The organism is Aquimarina penaris, from assembly GCF_040786285.1.
Taxonomy (GTDB): domain Bacteria; phylum Bacteroidota; class Bacteroidia; order Flavobacteriales; family Flavobacteriaceae; genus Aquimarina.
This window is the reverse complement of sequence record NZ_JBFMKQ010000001.1, coordinates 279333-301513: the sequence shown is the minus strand read 5'-3', so window position 1 is coordinate 301513 and position 22181 is coordinate 279333. Positions and strand designations below refer to the sequence as shown.

The 22181-nt window shown below is 35.1% G+C and carries 19 protein-coding genes; 5 read left to right on the top strand and 14 right to left on the bottom strand.

Annotation, left to right across the window (positions count from 1 at the left end; all coding sequences use genetic code 11):
* From ABW637_RS01160 to ABW637_RS01150, 3 genes are all read right to left on the bottom strand, one after another.
* On the bottom strand, positions 1-1713 hold the full coding sequence (locus tag ABW637_RS01160; RefSeq protein WP_367582789.1) for an NCS1 family nucleobase:cation symporter-1: 1713 nt from the start codon (positions 1711-1713) through the stop codon (positions 1-3).
* Positions 1714-1716: 3 nt separating this feature from the next.
* Complete coding sequence (locus tag ABW637_RS01155; protein WP_367582788.1) at positions 1717-3051, bottom strand: aminotransferase class III-fold pyridoxal phosphate-dependent enzyme; 1335 nt, start codon at positions 3049-3051, stop codon at positions 1717-1719.
* Positions 3052-3119: 68 nt separating this feature from the next.
* Positions 3120-4586 (bottom strand): CoA-acylating methylmalonate-semialdehyde dehydrogenase, encoded by a 1467-nt coding sequence (locus tag ABW637_RS01150; protein WP_367582787.1) that lies wholly within the window; start codon positions 4584-4586, stop codon positions 3120-3122.
* A gap of 330 nt (positions 4587-4916) precedes the next feature.
* Here ABW637_RS01150 and ABW637_RS01145 point away from each other — a divergent pair, with 330 nt between their 5' ends.
* Positions 4917-5594, top strand: coding sequence for a carboxylesterase family protein (locus tag ABW637_RS01145; RefSeq protein WP_367582786.1), 678 nt, complete (start codon positions 4917-4919; stop codon positions 5592-5594).
* Between the two features lie 31 nt (positions 5595-5625).
* On the opposite strand, the gene ABW637_RS01140 is transcribed toward ABW637_RS01145, so the two are convergent.
* The 11 genes from ABW637_RS01140 to serS all read right to left on the bottom strand — a co-directional run bounded on the left by ABW637_RS01140 (position 5626) and on the right by serS (position 14903).
* Positions 5626-6111, bottom strand: a complete 486-nt coding sequence (locus ABW637_RS01140) for a hypothetical protein (RefSeq protein ID WP_367582785.1) — start codon at positions 6109-6111, stop codon at positions 5626-5628.
* Positions 6112-6125: 14 nt separating this feature from the next.
* The gene (locus tag ABW637_RS01135) at positions 6126-7214 is read right to left on the bottom strand and encodes a Gfo/Idh/MocA family protein (RefSeq protein ID WP_367582784.1); all 1089 of its coding nucleotides are present in this window, start codon (positions 7212-7214) and stop codon (positions 6126-6128) included.
* A gap of 11 nt (positions 7215-7225) precedes the next feature.
* Entirely contained in the window at positions 7226-7708 is a 483-nt protein-coding gene (locus ABW637_RS01130; RefSeq protein WP_367582783.1) for a GNAT family N-acetyltransferase, read from the bottom strand.
* A 23-nt stretch (positions 7709-7731) separates the two neighbouring features.
* Complete coding sequence (locus ABW637_RS01125; RefSeq protein WP_367582782.1) at positions 7732-8097, bottom strand: cupin domain-containing protein; 366 nt, start codon at positions 8095-8097, stop codon at positions 7732-7734.
* 11 nt (positions 8098-8108) lie between these two features.
* Entirely contained in the window at positions 8109-8504 is a 396-nt protein-coding gene (locus ABW637_RS01120; protein WP_367582781.1) for an acyl-CoA thioesterase, read from the bottom strand.
* A gap of 129 nt (positions 8505-8633) precedes the next feature.
* A complete protein-coding gene (gene mgtE, locus ABW637_RS01115) occupies positions 8634-9983 on the bottom strand; it encodes a magnesium transporter (protein WP_367582780.1) in 1350 nt (449 codons plus the stop codon).
* Positions 9984-10060: 77 nt separating this feature from the next.
* The gene (rsmA, locus tag ABW637_RS01110; RefSeq protein WP_367582779.1) at positions 10061-10936 is read right to left on the bottom strand and encodes a 16S rRNA (adenine(1518)-N(6)/adenine(1519)-N(6))-dimethyltransferase RsmA; all 876 of its coding nucleotides are present in this window, start codon (positions 10934-10936) and stop codon (positions 10061-10063) included.
* On the bottom strand, positions 10937-11335 hold the full coding sequence (locus ABW637_RS01105; protein ID WP_367582778.1) for a hypothetical protein: 399 nt from the start codon (positions 11333-11335) through the stop codon (positions 10937-10939). It abuts the gene before it with no gap.
* Complete coding sequence (locus ABW637_RS01100) at positions 11335-11643, bottom strand: DUF4286 family protein (protein ID WP_367582777.1); 309 nt, start codon at positions 11641-11643, stop codon at positions 11335-11337. The genes ABW637_RS01105 and ABW637_RS01100 overlap by 1 nt, the downstream gene beginning before the upstream one ends.
* Positions 11644-11731: 88 nt before the next feature.
* On the bottom strand, positions 11732-13519 hold the full coding sequence (locus ABW637_RS01095; protein WP_367582776.1) for a tetratricopeptide repeat protein: 1788 nt from the start codon (positions 13517-13519) through the stop codon (positions 11732-11734).
* 112 nt (positions 13520-13631) lie between these two features.
* Positions 13632-14903, bottom strand: a complete 1272-nt coding sequence (gene serS / locus ABW637_RS01090; protein ID WP_367582775.1) for a serine--tRNA ligase — start codon at positions 14901-14903, stop codon at positions 13632-13634.
* Between the two features lie 409 nt (positions 14904-15312).
* Here serS and ABW637_RS01085 point away from each other — a divergent pair, with 409 nt between their 5' ends.
* The 4 genes from ABW637_RS01085 (at position 15313) to ABW637_RS01070 (ending at position 22176) form a co-directional block, all read left to right on the top strand.
* The gene (locus ABW637_RS01085) at positions 15313-16419 is read left to right on the top strand and encodes a helix-turn-helix domain-containing protein (protein WP_367582774.1); all 1107 of its coding nucleotides are present in this window, start codon (positions 15313-15315) and stop codon (positions 16417-16419) included.
* Between the two features lie 184 nt (positions 16420-16603).
* Positions 16604-17506, top strand: coding sequence for a hypothetical protein (locus ABW637_RS01080; RefSeq protein WP_367582773.1), 903 nt, complete (start codon positions 16604-16606; stop codon positions 17504-17506).
* A 1-nt stretch (position 17507) separates the two neighbouring features.
* The gene (locus ABW637_RS01075) at positions 17508-18755 is read left to right on the top strand and encodes a hypothetical protein (RefSeq protein WP_367582772.1); all 1248 of its coding nucleotides are present in this window, start codon (positions 17508-17510) and stop codon (positions 18753-18755) included.
* A gap of 31 nt (positions 18756-18786) precedes the next feature.
* Complete coding sequence (locus ABW637_RS01070; protein WP_367582771.1) at positions 18787-22176, top strand: RHS repeat domain-containing protein; 3390 nt, start codon at positions 18787-18789, stop codon at positions 22174-22176.
* Positions 22177-22181: the final 5 nt, after the last annotated feature.

Below are 22181 nucleotides of genomic sequence, written 5' to 3'. Positions count from 1 at the left end.
TTAAATAGTTTTTTTCTTCATTAGGAAATAATACAATACAAACGAGATTATAAATCCTGTAAACCAGGATAATGAGTACAAGAATTCAAGTTGTGGCACCCAATATCCGATAAGAGCTAAAAACACACCAACAGACAGGGCAATCATAGCGGCTTTATTAAAACCTGATTTTCCGTAAGAATAGATACCTTCTTCTTTATACAGTTCGGCTAACTCCATTTTCTTTTTTCGTACCAGATAATAATCGGCGATCAGAATTCCTAAAACCGGTCCAAGCAAACCACTAACAAAAATTAAAAACCCCGAAATCTCATTGAGTAACCACCAGGGTGCAATTAGAATACCTATAACTCCGGTGATTATACCTCCCATCCGAAAACTTATCTTTTTTGGCCACAGGTTAGAAAAGGCATTAGAAGGAGCAATAACATTGGCTGCAATATTTGTACTTAAGGTTGCAATAAGCATAAAAATTTGCGAAATAATCACAACCGTTGGATTCTTAAATTTTGAAATTAGCGTAACAGGATCCCAGGGGGCATCGTCGGCAATTAGTACGTCTTTGAAATTAATAATCGCTGCACAGGTTACAAATATCCCCACAAAAGAATAGAGCATCATGGTTGCAGGAAGACCAACAAACTGACCGACAACCTGATCTTTTTGGGTTGAGGCAAAACGGGTTATATCTGCTATGCTTATAGACATGGTTGCCCAAAATCCCACCATAGCGGTAAGCCAAAGGAGATAGCTCCATAATTTGTTTCCTGTTTTGTTAGCCGTTGGAGTAATAATATTTGCCGTTACCACACTGGATAATACGGGAGCATCACTTTCAGTATTTCTAAATTGAAGTTGCACTTTTTCTTGACCGGAGGTAATATTTTCAATCCTTTGTTTCTCTACAATAGCAATAGGTTGTTCTGTAAAAGATATCCAACCACTTTTTTCATCAGAAATGATATTGTATTCATTTACTTTTAGATGTCCTTCTTTATCTTTTAGGGATTTTAAATTGAGATATAAAGTGTTATCTTTTTTAGTAATGGTCGCAGCTGTATGTTCTAACTGTTGACTTTGGTCTAATACAATAGAAACTCCACCTGCCTCGGCATAGCTCCAATAAATTAAAGCCAATCCGATGAGTACAAGAATAGGTGCAGAGTAGGTTTCTAACCATTTAATACTCTCTGTTCCTTTCCAAATAAAATAGATGTTAATGAACCAGAAAATCCCGAATCCAACAAATTTCCCAATAGATAAACCAAGTTCACCTTGCGTCCCCATAATGGCATGAAAAATAGCATATATGGCCAGTCCGCCAATCCATGTTTGGACGCCGAACCATCCGCATGCAATAACACCCCTTGCCACCGAAGCCAGATGCACACCTTTGGTGCCGAAAGCTGCACGACCTATAACAGGAAAAGGGATGCCATATTTTACTCCGGCATGGCCATTAAGCACCATTGGAATAGTTATAATTAAATTTGCTAATCCTATAATTATAAGGGCTTCATACCAGTTTAACCCCGTCTTGATCATATACGAGGCCAATAAATAGGTTGGGATACAAACTGCCATACCTACCCAGATGGCTGCAAGATGCCACTTACTCCAGGTTCGATTTTTGGGAGGAACGGGGGCTAAATCTTCGCTGTATAATGATGAATGAGAAACATCTTCTTGTAATTCGACTATATCCTTGCTCATATATTAATTACAATATTGATCAGCAATCGCAATTGCTTGTGAAACAATTTCTAACCCTTCATCAACTTCCTCTTTACTAATATTTAGTGGAGGTGCTATAAAAATCCAATTCCATCTTACGAAAGTGAACATGCCTAGTTCTCGGATTTTTGTTGCCATCTTGTTGGTTATTTCCATTTCGTTGGGTTTCGCATTCCAGGGTGTTATAGGTTCTTTAGTTTTTCTGTTTTTAACTAGTTCTATACAACCTAACAAACCAGTATTTCTAAAATCTCCGATAGATGGATGTTTCTTTTTTAGTTTCTCGATTTCGGTTTCAATATAAGTACCCATTTTGGCAGCTTTATCTACTAATTGTTCTTCTTCAATGATTCTTATGTTTTCTAATGCCGCAGCACATAAAGTTGGATGTGCCGAATAGGTTAATCCTATAACCATTGGATGATCATTGAAGTGATTAGCTATAGTATCTGTAACCACAGTACCCCCTAATGGTAAGTAACCAGATGTTAGTCCCTTTGCTAAACACATGATATCGGGAGTTACATCATGATGGTCGATTCCAAACATTTTTCCTGTTCTTCCAAAACCACTCATCACTTCATCAACAATAAACAATATTCCATATCGATCGCATATGTCTCGTATTTTTTTTAGGTACATCGGAGGATATTTTATGCATCCAGAGGAACCTGACTCTCCTTCAAAAAGGATAGCAGCAATACTTTCTGGATTTTGGAATTTAATGACTCGTTCTAAATGGGCCAGCGCCAACTCACCGCATTCTTCAATCGATGAAGAATTCCAGGGGCATCGATAGGCATACGGATTTTCTACATGAACTACATTAGGCATTGCCTGACTATCAACAGGGAACCGTCTGGGGTCTCCTCCAGCGGATATGGCACCATAGGTTGCCCCATGGTAAGCTCTATAGTGTGTAATAATTTTATGACGCCCGGTATACATTCTGGCTAATTTTATACCGTTTTCTATGGCTTCGGCTCCCCCAAGTGTAAAGAATGTTTTGGTAAGGTTGCCGGGGGTTATTTCGGCTATTTTTTTACCCAATTTTCCACGCACATCAGTTGCCATTCCCGGATATACATAACTTACCTCTTTCATTTGCTTAGCAACGGCATCAGTTATGCGTTGATCTCCGTGACCAATATTTACATTCATTAATTGAGAAGAGAAATCCAGGTATTTTTTACCATCTCTATCATAGAAATAGGAACCTTTGGCATGGGATGCGTTTATGGGATTTAGATTTCCTTGCTTGGCCCAGGAAAATAATGTGTACTCAAGATTGTTTTTTACAATTTGTTGGTCGCTCATGCAGATAGTTTAAATTTTAGAGAAAAGGATTTGTGTGTTTTTGCTTAGATACAAACTTCAACATGAAGTCAACTCATCCAATTGGTTTTGGCCTCTGGGTTCCATTTGATCGTAGTTTTTTTGTTTTGAGTCCAGAATTCAATAGAACTTCGACCCGTGATATCACCTACGCCAAATTTTGACTCATTCCACCCACCAAAAGAAAAGGGTTCACGAGGTACAGGCACACCAATATTGACGCCTATCATCCCGGCACTAGCACGTTCCATTACTTGCTTAGCTAATCCACCGCTTTGGGTAAATACGGCAGCAGCATTACCATAATTCGATCCATTTTCAATTTCGATAGCTTCATCCAAATCTTTGGCTCTTATGATTGAAATCACAGGTCCAAAAATCTCTTCTCGAGCAACAGACATATCGGTAGTTACATGATCAATAATTGTAGGACCAACATAGTAGCCTCCTTCTTTGCCTTCAACAGTAGCGTTTCTGCCATCTACTAAAATCGTGGCACCATCAGCTTCTGCTTCGGCAATATATCCTTCAATACGTTTTTTAGCTTCGGCACTGATTACCGATCCCAAACTCTTACCCGGAGTAATGTTTTTGGCCTCTACCACCATTTTATCAATAATATGTTGCACTTTGTCTACACCAACCATTACAGAAGCTGCCATACAGCGCTGACCTGCACAACCTGCCATGGATGCCACCACGTTGGAAGCTGTCATTTCTGGATTGGCATCCGGAAAAACCAACAAGTGATTTTTTGCCCCTCCTAATGCAACACATCTCTTTAGATTAGATGTAGCTCTTTTATATACTATTTTTGCTACTTTGGTAGACCCTACAAATGATACTGCTTCAATGTTGGGGTGATCACAAATAGCTTCTACAACTTCTTTTCCACCGTTTACAATATTGAACACACCATCAGGTAGACCGGCTTCTTTTAGTAATTCTGCCATACGCACTGTACTTAACGGCACTAACTCAGATGGTTTCATAACCATGGTGTTTCCAAGGACTAAAGCATTGGGAAGTGTCCAATGTGGTACCATATTTGGAAAATTAAAAGGTGTAATGGAAGCAACAACACCGAGGGGTTTACGCTCTGTTCTGCATTCTACGCCTTTACTTACTTCTTGTACTTCGTTGACTATAATTTGAGGTATAGATACTGCAAATTCACAAAGTTCCATACTTTTTTCAACTTCGGCTTTGGCCTCGCCATAAGTTTTACCATTTTCAAGACGAACTAAATTGGTCAATTCATCCATGTTTTTCTCTAATAATGTTCTGTATCGAAAAAATATCTGAACACGCTCTTTAAAAGTCATAGTTGACCAGGTGGGAAATGCTTTTTTTGCAGCTTGCACAGCTTTATCAACATCCTGACTTGTCGATAATGGTAGTGTAGAGATTACACTCCCATCTAACGGACTTATAATATCCATCGAATCCTGACCATTTCTATCAAACTGGCCATCTATATAGTTTTTTACTTTGGGTTGTTTGGCAATTGTTTCCATAAGACAAATGGTATAATGCGTTGATCTATGTTTTAGAAAGTACTGTCTGGGTAATGTATATTGGATTTAAAAAATCCTTTAGAACATAAATTTAATCTTTATTTGTATAATTATCATACAATTAGAGTTAAAATGAATCTCTTTGGAAGAAATATATAGATGATTCTGAAGATATAAATTCACTTTTCTTTTTATCATTAAGAAGTTAGCAAGCCTCTACTTTTTTGAATACTATTGGGATATAAACAGAGTTACGTTAATTATTTCAAAAATGGGAATAAATTTTTGATTCAAAAGCATATTTTTAAGTGTATAGAAATTTACAGAGTGATGAAAATTAAACACGTAACCCTTGTTTTCTTTTTGATGTTTGCATTGATAACTCAGGGGCAAGGTCTAAAAAATGCATTACAAAGAAACTACAAAAGCATTCCTTTTATCATTACCACACCAGACGGTTATTCTAAAGAGAAGACCTATCCTACTATTATTTTTCTTCATGGAGGAGATCGATCAAATACCAAACACCACCCAACAAAATATGCTTCCAAAGCGGGATTAGAATTTCCGTTTATAGTAATTGCTCCTTCCTGTACTTCGGGATGTTCATGGTCTAGTGTAGATTTAAAAGGAATATTAAATCAAGTCAAAGATGAAGTATCTATAGATCAAAATAGAATCTATTTAGTTGGGTATAGTATGGGAGGTGCAGGAACATGGGCAAATCTCAAAAAAATGAATACATTACTCGCAGCGGCTACTCCTTTGGCACCGGCAGGAGGTTCAACTTCGGGATTATGTGATGTAAAGGACTTGTCAATACGTGTATATCACGGTACAGCAGATTATGGATATGATAATAGCAAGAGAATGATCAAAACACTTAAAGAATGTGGTGCTAATACTGCCGAATTAATATCCCTTGAAGGTAAAGGTCATGGAATATGGCCCGGTATCCTCTCAGATGCATCGTTTTATGAATGGCTATTAAAACAATCCAGAAATTAAGGATATGGATTGATGAGGTGATTAGAAGTTTTCAGAATAGTCTAAGCTCTAATTGCTCATCATCACCGAGTGCACCCCACTTAAATAATAATTCTGAGTACAATTGCCTAATTTGATTTAACTTATTATTGTCTAAATCCTCTGGAAAAGGAATGCTATCATCTTCGAGAATACTTCTCAAAGAAGCTATAAAATTTGAATCTTCTCCAGAATTTAAAAACTCAACCTGTAATAAGTTTACGATATGTTCGGTTTGAAGAGCAGAGGGATGAAGGTTTTTGGGTTGAAGTGGCTCTGGGCGTTTATTTTTAGGGAGTTCAAAATCTGCTATATCATAACCTTCGTTAAGAATTCCGTAGAAAGCATTGGTGTAACCCATTATTTTTTCAACCGCATAATGTGCCAAGTCATGAGTTTCGGTACCTTTATGTAATTTTGACCAGGTACTACTTTGGTCTTTCCTTATACATGTTAAGGTACTTGGTTTTTCTATTCCTTTTTTTAACCGAATAATCATACCGAGGTAACTAACTATTGCAATACAACCTTTTTTTTGCTTTTTGCGGCTTTATAAATCGCCTCTACAATCCTGATATCTTTCATACCTTCTTCACCAGGGACTAAAACGGGCGTGTTATTCATAATAGCCAGGGCATCATCATCCATTTGTTGGGCCTGTTGGTTGGGGATTCTTTGGTTTAAAAGCTTGCCATCACTTGCCTTGCCTCGTATTCCTCCATACGCCTGAAAAGGACTCAGGCCATACGATCCGTTTTCACAATCCACTCTTAAATCATTCATACCCCCGCCAAAACTGGTCTTACAATTTGCTATGGCACCAGATGGAAATTCGAGAGTAAACTGAGTGGTTTCATCGACTTCGGTATATATTTTTGGCCTTTTGGTAGTATGGTTAGCTTCAAGCACGGCTATGGGTTCTTCACCGGTTACATATCGGGTAGCATTTAAGGGATATACCCCCATATCATACATAGCTCCACCTCCCAAGGCTTTATTTTGTTTCCAATGATCAGAACGAGAATCATAGTATCCCGCCTCGGCAGTAATGTTTTTTATTTTTCCGTAAGGTTTAGTATCGGCCCATGTAATAATCCGTTGGGTATTAGGTTCATGTTGCATGCGATACCCTATAGAAAGTTTTACATTGTTTTTTGTACATGCATCGATAATAGCCTGGCACTCTGCAGCAGTTCTAGCCATTGGTTTTTCGCACCATACATGTTTTCCCGTATGAGCAGCTTTAATAGCATATTTGGCATGTAATCCCGTAGGAAGCACAATATAAATCACATCGATATCTGGGTTATCTGCAATACGACCCATGTTTTGGTAGTTGTATACATTCTTGTCGGGAATACCATACCGTTTCTGCCATTTAGGAATTTTCCAGGGACTTCCGGTTACAATTCCAGTTAAACGACAGTGTTTTGTGAGTTGCAATGCCGGAGCCAAAAGATCGGTGCTGTAGTATCCTAATCCTACCAGGCAAACTCCAAGTTGTTTTTGACCAGCGTTAGCATATATGTTAGGATAGGGGAGTAGACTGTATCCTAATAATAGGCCAGTATTTTTTATAAAGGTTCTACGATTTAAACTCATGATTATTCGTTTTAAATTTCTCTAAACATGACATAAGCATCTACATATCCTAGTGAGGAATGTTTGTACCCTTTAGGGATCGTTCCAATAATTTCAAAGTTATATTTTTCCCAAAGTTTAATAGCGGGAATATTTGTACTTACAACACTATTAAATTGCATTGCGTTATATCCTATTTCTTTTGCATTTTTTAAAGAATGCTCGCAAAGGATTTTTCCAATTCCTTTTCCATGAGAATCGGGATCTACCATATAACTACAATTACAGATATGAGATCCCAAATCTATTTGATTGGGTTTAATGATATATGTTCCTAAAATTGTATTGTTTTCTTCTACAACATATGTTTTCATGTATGATGCGAACCAATGTCTTGTTAGGTCCTTTTTTGGGGTTCTAGGATCAAACACATAGGTATCTCCAGTTTTTATTACCTTTTTAAAGATTTCCCAAATAGCATCATAATCTTTTTGTGTTGCTTCTCTTATTTTCATTTAAACCATTAAGCAATTGTATTTTAAATTTCGATATACTGAGAAACCGTTCGTTCACTTTGTATCTCGCCAGTATGTTTAGTTCCTTGTTTTTCAAAAAGCAATACATGTACTTCCTCATTATCTTTGGTAGAAGGGCAGTGTTCTACACCTTTGGGCACCACAATAATTTCTCCGGGATGTACAGTTACTGTTTTATCCCTAAATTTCATATACAAAGTGCCTTTTATAACTTGAAATAGCTCATCTTCATCATCGTGTTTATGCCATACAAAGTCACCAATAAGTTTTGCTAAATATACTTGGTTGTCATCGACCGTAGCGATACGGTGTGGATGCCATTGTTTATCAAATTTTGATAATTTTTCTTTGATATTGATTGCTTCCATAAACGTTGTTTTTAAAGAAACAAGGTACTTATTTTGTCTGTAATTCTGGCAGGTCTTAACGTTTCTTTAGAGAGTAGACACCACATGGTTTTTGCAGAAACTAACACTTTTTGGGTATCTGTATTGATGATTTTGGTATGTCGCTCACTTTTTACACCACGATGATGATCAATCCAGGTTTGTATGGTAAGATTATCATTTTCGAAAGCCGGTTGATGATATTCAATATAATGATTGAGTACTACCCATACAAAGGTGTTTCTAATGGTGTCATCGGTTTTGGATTCCCAATGTTTCTTGGCAACATCCTGCACCCATTGCAGATATACTACGTTGTTTACATGATCCATGTCATCGATAGCAGATTTAGGAACAGTAAAATGATATTCGAAGACTTTGGATTTCATGTGTTGAAGAGTTGATCGATTAAAAATACAATAATTTTGATCTCAGGCAGTGATTGTAACGGCAGCTTTTACAAACTTTGATAAGTGGTTTGTAAAACTATAGTGAAAAGCACGGTGCTTGCAGCCTGCCTAAAACCCTAAAATAACCTTAGCTAGATAAAAGAATAAAAAGATACCAAAGATATCGTTACTCGTAGTAATAAAGGGGCCTGTGGCAATGGCTGGATCAATACCCTGTTTATCTAAAATAATAGGAACAAAGGTGCCGATCAAAGCAGCTACGATAATTACACATAACAGCGATATGGCGATAGTAAAGCTAAATAATAGATCCATCCCGTCTACAAAACCGAACAGAATTACAAGAATTCCCAGGGTTACTCCACTAATAAGACTTAAGCCAATTTCTTTAAGCAGTCGGTTAAAAAGACTTCCTTTTACGTTATCATTAGCTAATCCCTGAACAATAATTGCCGAAGATTGAACCCCTACATTTCCTGCCATTGCAGCAATAAGTGGAGTGAAAAAGAATAGTTCTTTGTATTTAGAAAGTGCCTCTTCAAAGCCTTCCATAATAAATACACTTCCTAAGCCTCCGAATAGACCTAGAATAAGCCATGGTAAACGTGCCCTGGTAAGCTCCCAAACACTATCATCTGCTTCTACGTCTTGCGAAATACCGGCTGCCATTTGATAATCCTTTTCGGCTTCTTCTTTAATAAAATCTACCATATCATCAATGGTAACACGCCCAACCAACACCCCTTCATGATCCACTACAGGAATCGCTTCGAGGTCATATTTTTGCATAACACGAGCTACTTCTTCGCCTTCGGTATCCACTGAAACATAGTCTACTTTTGGAATATACACTTCGGAGATACTTGTTTTTGCAGATGCGGTGAGTAAATCTTTAAGGGATAATCTTCCCTTTAGTTTTCCTTCTTTGTCTGTTACATAAATAGAATGTACACGAGTTACATTTTCGGCCTGTCGGCGCATTTCACGAACGCATCCTGCTACTGTCCAGGTTTCTTTTACCTTTACCAATTCTTTAGCCATAAGTCCACCGGCGGTATCCTCATCATATGCAAGAAGTTCTTTAATATCCTCAGCATGCTTTTCATCTTCTATTTTGGCAATTACCTCTTCTACAATCTCATCGGGAAGTTCTGCAACGACATCGGCCGCATCATCGGTATCCATTTCCTCTAACTCTTCTGCAATCTCTTTTACAGAGAGATTCTCGAGAATACGTTCACGAAAATCCTCTTCTAACTCCATTAAGGCTTCAGAAGTTTTCTCGCTATCTAATAATTTAACCAGGTAGGTCGCTTTCGAAAGGCTAAGTTCGCTAAGGATCTCTGCAAAATCAGCAAAATGTATTTCACTAAGCATATCGTGCAATTGATCATCCCCTTCGATCTCGATGAGGTGCTTTATTTGCTCCATAAGCTCTGCGGAAATCTGAAATTGCATATGCTAATAATTTAGTGGTCCTTTGTGCAAACGCTCACAAAGATAACCAAACAATTTAATTGAGCTTTATGCTTATATTAAATACCTGAAGCTATTAATTTTTCTAGTAATAAAGTCAATTCTATAAATTGATCCACATTTAATTGCTCGGGTCGCTTGGTAAAGATTTCTAATTCTTTTATTTCATCGGTGAGCTGGAAAGTTTTAAGACTGTTTCTTAGTGTTTTACGACGTTGGCCAAAGGCCGTTTTTACCACTCTGAAGAATAATTTTTCGTCACAAGGTAGGGTATCCTCTTTTTTTCGAATTAATCGCAGCACACCACTATCTACTTTGGGAGGAGGGTTAAAAACACTTGGAGGTACCGTAAACAAGTACTCGGCATCATAAAAAGCTTGTGTTAGCACCGAAAGAATTCCGTAGGCTTTGCTTCCTTCTTTTTCGCAAATACGCTGTGCCACTTCTTTTTGGAACATCCCTGTAAACTCTGGAATACGATCTCGGTTTTCTAAGGTTTTAAAAACGATTTGTGTTGAAATGTTATATGGAAAGTTGCCCGTGATGGCGAATTGCTCTTCGGGAAAGAGTGTACTAAGATTAAATTTTAGAAAATCGGCCTCCAAAACTGTAAATGATGCATTATCTCTAATGGTGTCATTATGTTCTAATTGAAAACTGGTATTTAGATATTCAATCGACTCGCTATCCAGATCCATAGCCACGACATCAAGCTCTTTTTGAAGAATGTATTTGGTAAGCACTCCCATTCCTGGGCCAATTTCGATCACGTTTTTATATCCATTGAGCGTAAGGGTATCTCCTATCTTTTTGGCAACATTTTCATCTTTTAAAAAATGTTGTCCCAGATGTTTTTTGGCTCTAACGGCAGTTTTTTCAAGCGAATCGTTGTGATTCGTATTGTATTTTTTATTTTTTTTGTGCTTGGAAGACATCTAAACTTCTTTATTTAATGATTTGATTTTTTCCAAAATCATACTTTCGATTTCGGCCTGATCTTTTTTCTTAAACCATGAGAGTTCTAGATCAATCTTTTCTCCACTTTTGGAAATAATATAAGGTTCTGAAGCTCCTTTTGAAGAATGAAAACTTTCTATTTGGTCGTATTCGATATTGACTTCATTTATATTTATGTTAGTATTACTTAATTGAATGGCAGGTTTATTAGATTTTAATATTGTATAGATAAAAATCAAAACAATTAATAGAATTAATAAAGAAGCCATTATCGAAATACCAATAAAAAAAGTAATTCCAAAAATTGAGATTGATGTACCTATTATGAGACCTAAAATCTTAATGATATAGAGTGATGTTGGCTTAAAAGTTTTCATTAGTGCTCACTCACAATTTCTAATTCGGTTCTAAAGGCAACAAACTTACCCGCAAAACGATTGGCTTCATTACGAAGGCGATCGGCATCTTCTGTATAATATTTTTGCAAGGTTTCTTTACTATCCGTGGTATATTGTACAGAGTAGGTGATCCCACCCATTTCTTCTTCAACAAGTACTTTGGTCATTAAAGCCTTACTGAATTTACCTGTAGAGAGCATGTCGGGAATATGCTCATTTTTCATCCAATCCAACCATTTGTCATGAATGGTCTCTTCTATATTTATGGTAACGTTGTATATGTACATTTATAAGTGTTAAGTTTCAAAGGAGCAAAGTTACAAAGAAGCAAAGTAAAATGTGCCAGATGGCTTAAGTAGTTATTGTCTTTTAAATTTAATTTATAGCGTCTCCACGTAGGGCACGGTATTTTTTTCGGGCATTTACAAAGTAAATACTATCGGCATGATTAAAAATTATCTTTTCGTATAATTCTTTGGCTTTTTCGGGTTCTCCTAATTCATTCACATATAGCTCTGCTAACCAATAATAGGCATCATCTATCAAAATATCGTCGCTATAAAACTCAATAATTTTTAGATAATTAACTTTTGCTTTTTCGAATTGTTTTTCTATCTCGAATAGCTTAGCCTGACGAAGGAAGGCTTCATCTTCTATTTTTTCTCCTTTATGTTGGGTTAGGATTTTTTCATACATCCCTATAGCTTCTTCATTTTTATTCTGAAAAGCAAGAAGATCGGCTTTAGCATAAATTTTAAGGGCTGTTTGCGTAGAGTCTTCCTGAGAATTATCACTAATTATTAAGCTTAACTCCATGGCATCATTAGCGATGAGTTGTGACGTAGAAGATTTTAGTACATCAAGTTGTGTTTGTGCCCATTTAAAATCACCTTTATAATAGCTGGTTTTTGCAACTTTGAATCGAGCATCCTGAGCTAAAAAATTATTCTTTAATGCATTCTGGACCTGGGTATAATAAATCAAAGCTTGATTAAATTTTTGATCTAAAACCAGAATGTCGGCAATTTTCATTTTAATTCTAGAAGACTGAAACCTGGATAAGCGTTCTCTTTTAATTATGTCTTTTAAAAAAGCGATAGCTTCTTGTTTTTTATCTAGATTAAAAGCTAGAAAATGAGCATAATCAATTTGCAACCCTATGGTCTCTCTGGATTTACCGTATTCTGCAAATACGGTATTATACTGCTCAACGATGGTTTTATATTCTTTTTTATTTGCACTGTCTACCTTAGCCTTAAGAATAATCTTATGCGCTGTAAGTTTCATGTCTTTTGATACCGGAGTTTCGAGAATATAATTAAGGATTTCTGTAGCAGATTTAATGTCTTTCTCAGAGATAGCAATTCTGGCTAAGTCTATAATACCCTGCGGACTTTCATCTTTACGTTTATAAATTGCTTTTTCTTGTACAAATGCTTTTTTAAACTCTTTTTGCTGCACAAACAGCCAACTTAGCATTTCGTTATATAAAATATCGGGATTTTGCTGAAGCCTTTTAATCAAAAGTTTCCTGAAAATAATATTGGCCTCGTTAGAAGGGTTATCTGATATATAATCACTAAAGTTTCGTTGTACAATATTGATGTAATTAGATTGTAATTGTAATAAAGACAAATAGCTGTCGAACATTTTTTCTAGCTTACCTTGCTCGCCGTAAATTTTGGCCAGTTGAACATTAAAGTTAGCCCTGGGATTATCTTCCATCCCTTTTTCATAGATTAAAGCAGCTTCATCTAATAAACTATATTTTTCGAAAGTCTGGGCAAGAGAATAGGCATGGTTTACATCACTATTGGTATAGGTTTCTATAGCTTTATTATAATATATACGAGCTTGCTCAGGTTTTTCTTGTAGGTCATAATGATGGCCAAGCTCTACTAAAATCTGAGCATTATTAGTTTTTTTTTCTACCCTTCTTAGTAGGATTTTTTCTGCCTCGTTAAATTGCTCTAGTTGTTGAAAAGATTCTACTAATCCTAATAAATAACTATTTCGGTTAGGGTTTTTGTTATAGAGTTTTTGGTAGATAGAAAGTGCTTTTTCATACTGCCCCTGTTGCATATAATTTTTTGCCAACTGCTCTGATTGAGAGAATGCAGAGAGTGTTAGAAACAGGCTTATATATAAAAAGGCAAAGCGCATTTTTGCAAGTTTTTTTGTAAAGATAAAGAATAGTAAGCAGTAATTAGTTTGCAGTAAGCAGTTTTGATAATTATTCACTCTGCAAATTGCTTACTTAAACCTGCAAACTCATCTAATCTATATACTCGAATCCGCAATAAGGCACTAAAACTTCTGGGATTTTGATACCTTTTGGAGTTTGGTAATTTTCTAAAATACCAGCAAGCACTCTTGGTAATGCTAATGAACTTCCGTTAAGGGTGTGCGCAAGTTGATTTTTACCATTGGTGTCTTTAAAACGTAATTTTAAGCGATTGGCCTGAAAGGATTCAAAATTTGACACAGAACTTATTTCTAACCAACGATCCTGAGCGGTAGAGAACACTTCAAAATCAAAAGTAAGAGCAGAAGTAAACCCTATATCACCTCCGCAAAGGCGTAAAATACGATAGGGTAATTTTAATTCTCTAAGAATGTCTTTAACATGTTCTACCATCCCATCAAGGGCTTGATATGAGTTTTCTGGTTTTTCGATACGCACGATTTCTACCTTGTCAAACTGATGTAAACGATTTAATCCACGAACATGAGCCCCATAAGAACCTGCTTCTCTTCTAAAACAGGGAGTATAACCGGTACAGCAAATAGGCAATTCATTTTCGGTAACTAACTCATCTCTAAACATATTTGTTACAGGGACTTCTGCCGTAGGGATAAGATATAAGTCATCTCCCGTAACATGATACATTTGTCCTTCTTTATCGGGTAATTGCCCGGTGCCATACCCCGAGGCTTCATTTACTAAATGAGGAACTTGATACTCTTTATATCCGGCTTCGGCATTTTTATCTAGAAAATAACTAATTAAAGCCCGTTGTAATCTCGCTCCTTTACCTTTATATACAGGAAAACCGGCTCCGGTTATTTTTACACCCAGTTCAAAGTCTATGATGTCATATTTTTTGGCAAGTTCCCAATGTGGGAGTGCACCATCCTCTAATTTTGGGATCTCACCTTCTTTAAAAACTTCTTCATTATCCTCTTCACTTTGTCCATCGGGTACAGAATCATGCGGGATATTTGGGATGGTATATAAAAGTTCTATAAGCTCTTCCTGAATTTCAGTCAATTGGGTTGATAATTCTTTCGAAGCTTCTTTTAATTGTGCCGTCTTCTCTTTTAACAAATTTGCTTTTTGCTGTTCTCCATTTTTGAACAACATCCCAATTTCTTTTGAGAATTTGTTAGAATCTGCTAGGGTATTATCAAGTTTTGCCTGGGTTGCTCTACGACCTTCGTCTAATGCAATCACTTTGTCCAAAACTGGCGCAGCATCAAAATTACGTTTTGCCAATGCTTTTATATATTCCTCTTTATTTGCAATGATTTGCTGTACTACTAACATGATGTTTTTTTTGGGCGATTGCCGGGCTATTCGTTATATCTTTTTTTATTGTACTCTTCGAGAACACTTCGACAAGCTCAGTGTGATACCTCAGGGTACAATAAAAAAAGGATGTCACTGTTATCCCTATCGCAATGAAGGAGCAAATTTAAAGAAAAGCTTGGTTTTTGAAAGCGTAATAAGAAAATTAATAATTACAAAATCATTTACTTAATTTCACCTATGCTATTGTTGACTGTACAAAGAAGATCTGTCATATGTTCTTATATTGTATTGGTGTAATGAGGATATATAAAAAAGAGCAATAATATTTAAAAAAAGTATATTTTTGAAAATTATTCGTATTTGTGTAAGCAAAACAAAAATATAAACACTAATCCAACTAATAATAACCTAACCGCCATACCTATTGGAAACTATTCATTTCAATTTTTTTCAATTACTAATTTTATTTGGCTCTATACAAGGAGTAATTTTTAGTTTGATCGTTTTCTTTGTTAAAAAGTATCGATCCAAAAGTGGTTTTTTTCTAGGGTTAACAGTTCTTTTTTTATCAATAAGCAATATTCAACACATGTTGATTGATGTGGGCTATTTTACCGAAGCATCAATTATAAAGAAAGCATATATTCCATGGCAATGGCTTGTGGCACCCATGTTTTATCTTTTCGCTTATTATTTTTTAAACACCAAATCTGTAGATAAGAAGAAACTATTTTATTTAATTGCTCCTTTTTTTATTGTTGCAGTGGTTCATGGTATTCAGTTACTATATCATTTATATTTTAATCAAGGATATCACATCTCTAATTACTATGAGCGCGGATTGTTTTTGTATACCAATATGCTTTCTTTTATACACATTCCGGGAGTGATTTTTTTTATGTATCGAATGATTACTTCTTATGAAAAAAAACATTTTGGAGCCATAGAAAAAGTAAAAGGAGAAACTACATGGTTAAAAAATCTAATTCATATTGGAGTTAGTATTGTTTCTTTAGGAACATTATCTGCAGTATTAGGTATTGTTTTAGATATGAAACAATCGTATTACGCCTACCCGTTTTTTATTTCCCTTTCGTTATGGATTTATTGGGTGGGGTATGTAGGAATCAATCGATCATCTTCCTCTGAAAAACTTAAAAGACTACAGAATACACAATCTTCTAAAAAGATGGGGTATGATACTTTTACAAGAATCAACGAGTATATCATAACCGAAAAAAAGTATTTATCGGTAGATATTAATCTTAATACGATTGCAGATCAATTCGAAATTAGTAATGGGTATCTTTCTCAATTGATGAATGCAAATACACAAAAAAGTTTTAACGATCATATCAACGAGTTACGTGTTGAGGCTTCAAAAAAAATGCTAACCGATGTGCGTTATGATAACTACACTATAGAATCGATTGGCTTAGAATGTGGGTTTAAATCTAAATCCAATTTTTATAGCACTTTTAAAAAATTTAGCGGGCAAACTCCGAATCAATTTAAAAAATCAAAAAAATAAGTTCTGGATCTTCAACTTTCTACAGATACAGAACTTTAATTTTCTTTTTTGAAGCTATAATTGCTATCCCTAATCGAAAAAACTTTCCTGCATATTTAAATGGTTGAGTAAAATTTTTAATCACTTTTTTTATTCTTTTTAAGATTTCAAAAGAAGTTTAATCTAAAATGATCAACATTTAAAAATGAAAAAAACACTCTTTCTTTTCTGTTTTTTAATACACAGTATTGTTGTTTTTGGACAGATGTCTAATAATGCATTTCGTTTAAATAATGATTATGGTGATCTTAATATGCGCAGATATATTTCTGGAGATCTTATCTGGAAACGTGCTTTAGTTAGCGGTGCTACCAAGCTACATATTAACTATGGAGGAGACTTTGCAGAAGGCACAAGAATTATGGGGTCTAAATTAATTGTAGATGGTAATGTTGGTATTGGAACCACCAATACATCTAATGGTATTTTAACAATTAATGGCGATAATTATAATGGGTTACGAATAGAAAATGACACTCCGGGAAAAGAGGCTTCAATGAGATTTAGAGTAAAGAATTCTTCTGGATCCACGTTTCACGCAGATATTTCAACATTTTATAGAAATAATAAAGGGTTTTTAGGTTTTAAAGTTCCTCATAATAATACTCCGGGTAGTGGTTATAAATTTATCATTGATAATTTAGGAAATGTAGGTATAGGTACAACAATACCAGATTCCAGATTAACTGTAAAAGGAAAAATACATGCCGAAGAAGTACGAATAGATTTAAATGTTCCTGCACCAGATTATGTATTCACTAAAGACTATGATCTACCCACCATAGAGCAAATACAACAATATATTATAGAACAAGGTCATTTGCCAAACATTCCATCGGCTAAAGAAATGGAAACTAATGGTATAGAACTAGGTTTGATGAATATGAAACTGCTAGAAAAAATTGAAGAGTTAACCTTATATACAATAGAGCAGGAGAACAAAATTAAATCAATACATCTTAAAGTAGAATCTTTGGAGAAACAAGATTCAAGAATTAGAATCCTAGAAGAAAAACTAAATACTTTATTAGAAAAAACCAATAAATAAAATGAAAAGAATAATCACACTATCCGTCCTTGCATTAATGAGTGCTGGCATGTATGCACAAGAATTTGTTCAAACAACTACAAATAGTACTTATGAAAATAAAAGCTTCAGGACTTCGGGTAAGTTCTCAATTGGTGCTTCAGATACAGAATCAGTGGGAGGGTCTCCTTTAAATATTCAAAGAACTTGGGGTAATTGGATGGCCCTTGTAGATGGGTATAAAAAAGATGTATACGCTTTTCATAATCCCAATAATGGAGGGCGCATGGAATTGTTTATCCATGATGGAGTAACAAATACCAACAATTTTGGGGTATTTACGATTAGACGTGATGGTAATATTGGTGTTGGCACCGCTACACCAGAAGAAAAACTACACATTAATGGTAGTATACGTGGTAATGCCAGTGGTGGAGCTTTAAAAATAAAAAGTGCACATGGCTATATCGATGTTGGTGCACAAAATACATCATGGGCGCATATCTATACCGATAGACCTAAAATTATTTTCAATAAAGACATTCATACAGTTACGAATGCATTCTCTTCATACAATAATGATTTAATACTAAAAACTAAAGGAACTGAACGTTTAAGAATTCTTGACGAAAATGGAAATGTTGGGATAGGAACCAATGGCCCAAAAGCAAAATTACATATCAATGGAGATATGCACATGAGTATAGGAGAAGGATTTAGAGTGTTCGGAGATATAAATTATTTTGGGCAGTATAAAGACGGAATCGTTTTTGAGATGCAGGACAGTAATGCAACTAACGGTAATACAGATGGAGGATTCGTTTTTAGAGGATATACTCCTACAGATGATATTTCTAAAGATTGGATGGTTATAAAAACTGGTGGAAATGTAGGTATTGGTACAACAACACCAGACTCCAAGCTAACCGTTAAAGGAAAGATTCACACAGAAGAGGTGAGAGTAGATTTAAGTGTTCCTGCACCCGATTATGTATTTACAAAAGATTACGATCTACTTACCATAGAAGAGGTACAAGAGCATATCGTAGAACAAGGCCATCTTCCAAATATTCCTTCAGCTAAAGAAATGGAAACTAATGGAGTAGAGTTAGGATTGATGAATATGAAACTGCTAGAAAAAATTGAAGAATTAACCTTATACACGATTGAGCAGGAGAGAGAAATAGAAGAGCTCAAAAGGGCAAAAGCAGATACTGAAGAATTAAAAACTCGCTTAGCAAAGCTAGAAGCAGTTTTGATGAAAAAATAACATTTCTAAACATTAGAATATATAAGAAAACATGAAGAAAATAATCTTTTTACTATCGTTTTTTATAACATATATGGGGCATGCTCAATTTTATGATATAAATACCATAATCCCTAATTCTCCTTCAACCGCAAAATTTGAAGAGGTTTTTTCTCCCAAAGTAAGTGAGTTTAATGGGACACTAGATGTAACGATACCCATTTACGAAATAAAAGTAGATGAAGTTACGATACCTATTTACCTAAGATATGATTCTAGCGGGGTCAAAGTTGAAGAAGAAGCAAGCTGGGTAGGACAATCCTGGTCATTAATGGCAGGAGGATTAGTTTCAAGAAATCAAGTTGGTATTCCCGATGACATGAATAAAAATGTTGGTTTTGTACCTACTTTTATAAGCTATTTGCACCCGATGGATCCATTAGGAAGCAGCAGCAGTTCTCTTTGTAATACACCTCAGGTATATCATAACTCCGGATGGTTTTATGCAAGAGATAAGATTCAATCTATTGCGAATGCTGTCGAAAATGGAAGCAGTATAAGTGATACAGGTCATTTAGGTTATTATAAGGCTATTGGCTACGGTGCCAACGATAGCGCTCCTGATATTTTTAATGCGTTCTTGCCTAATGGACAATCTGAAAACTTTTTCTTTAATAAGCGTGATGAAGTACATTTCTTTGATAAAAATTCTATCGCTGTAAATTATGATATAGCAGATATTAATAAAGGGATTGATTATTTCAGTATTAAAGATAATAACGGTACAACATATAAGTATAATCAAAAAGAATATTTGCGTTATCAGCGGGATAATTTTACTGGTAACACTAATCCCGAATATGTGAGTAGCGCATATACAAAGCCAGTAAGACGAAGCTCTTCCGCATTATCTCCTCATAATTTTTATACATTTTGGACTGCATATGGAGAAGGAAGATGTGTTTCTTATAGTGATCCCGAGGCCATAAAAATTAGTGAACGCTTATGGCCAAAAGCATGGCACACAAGCGAAATAGAAACTGTTAAAGGCAATAAAATTCATTTTGATCATCAAACCGATACGATTTTTAAATTGTCTAATACTTTTCTTAAAAGAGATCTTTATGCCAGTAGAAATGTAGCAGGCCGTTCTCTTCATATTACATGGGCATATTCCTCCGGAAATTCATTTCAAAAAATTGCATATCCAAGATTAAGTGAGATCACTTGGGATCAGGGGAGAATAGAATTTATATCTGGTGATGTAAGAGAAGATGTCTATAAAGACACCAGTGTAAATGCAGTATCGAGGACTAAGTCGTTAGATAAGGTAATCATTTATGATAAATTTGATAATGTTATAAAAGAATTTGAGTTGAGATATTCTTACAGAAATGCCGAAGGATATTCAAGTTCTCTTCCGGCGCATGAAAAATCATTATATAAAAGACTGTTCTTAGATGAGGTAATTTCTAAAGATAAAATAGGAAAAATTACCGGGAGTTATAAAATGACATATAATGCAACTAAGTTGCCTAATAAATTTTCTTTCGAGCAAGATTATTGGGGATATTACAATAATAACAATGCCAATACTTTTTTACCCAATTTATGGTGGTATCCCAGTGAGCAAAGAGATTATATAGATAAATCAAAAATGTCACTGTATCCAAGAACAACGTATAATGGTCAGCAAAAACGATTGAACAATTATATGGATGACTTTTTTCCTCCTAGATTGCCAGTAAATGTGTTTTTTGCAGATCGAAGACCAAATGAGACATACTCGAAAGCGGGAGTGCTGGAGAAAATAGAATATCCAGCAGGTGGCGAACTTGCAATTGCATATGAGCAGAATCAATTTTTATACAGAGGAAAATCAGAGTATGGTCCTGGATTGCGAGTGAGTAAAACTACGTTAAAAGAAAGTAGCACTGATACAAACGCGATTGTTACCGATTATATTTATAATCAAAATGGGAAAACTACCGGTAGGGTAAGAACACTACCCATGTTTACCGGGTTAGGAAGGTATCATAGTGCAGATGATCCTCAAGAATTTTATTACATTTCTTCTCACCCTATAAATGAGTTTAACAATGCTTTTAATGGTGAGTTTGGATATTTAAGAGTAGAAAAAAAATATAGCGGAGGAGAAAATGGTAAAGAAGTAAAAACATTCTCTTTTCCAATTCCTTTAGGCAAAACCAATGTTACAGAGAATGGACTTAATTTATATAATACCTCTTTAAATAATCTGTATTCTAGAGCTACATATGTGCGCTCATTCTCTTCTAATCCAGGTTTTACTACAAATTCTAGTGATTATTTTCCATATCCTTCAGAAACAAATTTTTCGTTTGCTTTTGGTAAACCGCTATCTGTTAAGACATATGATAATCAAAATAGAATACTCCTAGATAAAACATACGCATACGAGTATAGCAATAATTATAATACGACTAAAGCGCTTTTTGATACAGGAGGAGAAGGACGTGCAGCCATAAATTACCTAAGTGCAAAATACCAACTAATAGAAGATAGTTCTGACTATCATGATTCTGGAAATAGATTAAATACGTCTACATCTTATGTTTACAATGATGACTTTTTACTGTCTGAAAAAAACTTCATTAATTCTGATGGTAAATTGTATACAGAAAATTATAAGTACACTAGAGACTTCGTTTACCAGACAAGCATTTTTGAACAAGACCCTTTTGGTAATTGGTATGAAATTATCCAGAAAAACCTTTATGGTAAAATGATCGATAAAAATATGATTCATTACCCTATTGAAACCATAAAAAGAGTAGATAATAAGGTAGTATCATCAGAGTTAAACAAGTTTAAAAGAGTTTCTTTAAGTAATAATAGAGTTACCTATGTGCCACAAGATTATTTAAAGCTTGAAACCAAAGTTCCGTTAACTGATTATGTTGAAACCTCTCCATCAAATACAATATCTGGTGAGCAGTTATCTATAGACTCACGTCTTAAGAGTAGTATTTTATATGAAAAATATAATGATGGTGCTAACATAACTCAATACCGTGAAAGTAATGGTATACCTGTAACAATTATTTGGGGTTATCATGAGAACTACCCTATTGCAAAACTAGAAAACATAACCTACGATCAGGTAAAATCGTACGTAAATAACCTAATAGCAAAGTCTAATCAAGATAATGACCGAACTATTAAATATATTGGAAAAGAAGGAGCGCTAAGAAAAGATTTAGATGAGTTAAGAACTGCTTTTCCTCTTGCTATGATAACGACATATACCTATGATCCATTAATTGGTATGACAAGCGAGACCGATCCAAAAGGGGATACAACATATTATGAGTATGATGAGTATAATCGTCTTAAAGCGGTTAAAAATTCAGATGGAAATATTCTAACCAAGAACGATTATAACTATGCTTCACAAAACTAATCTTA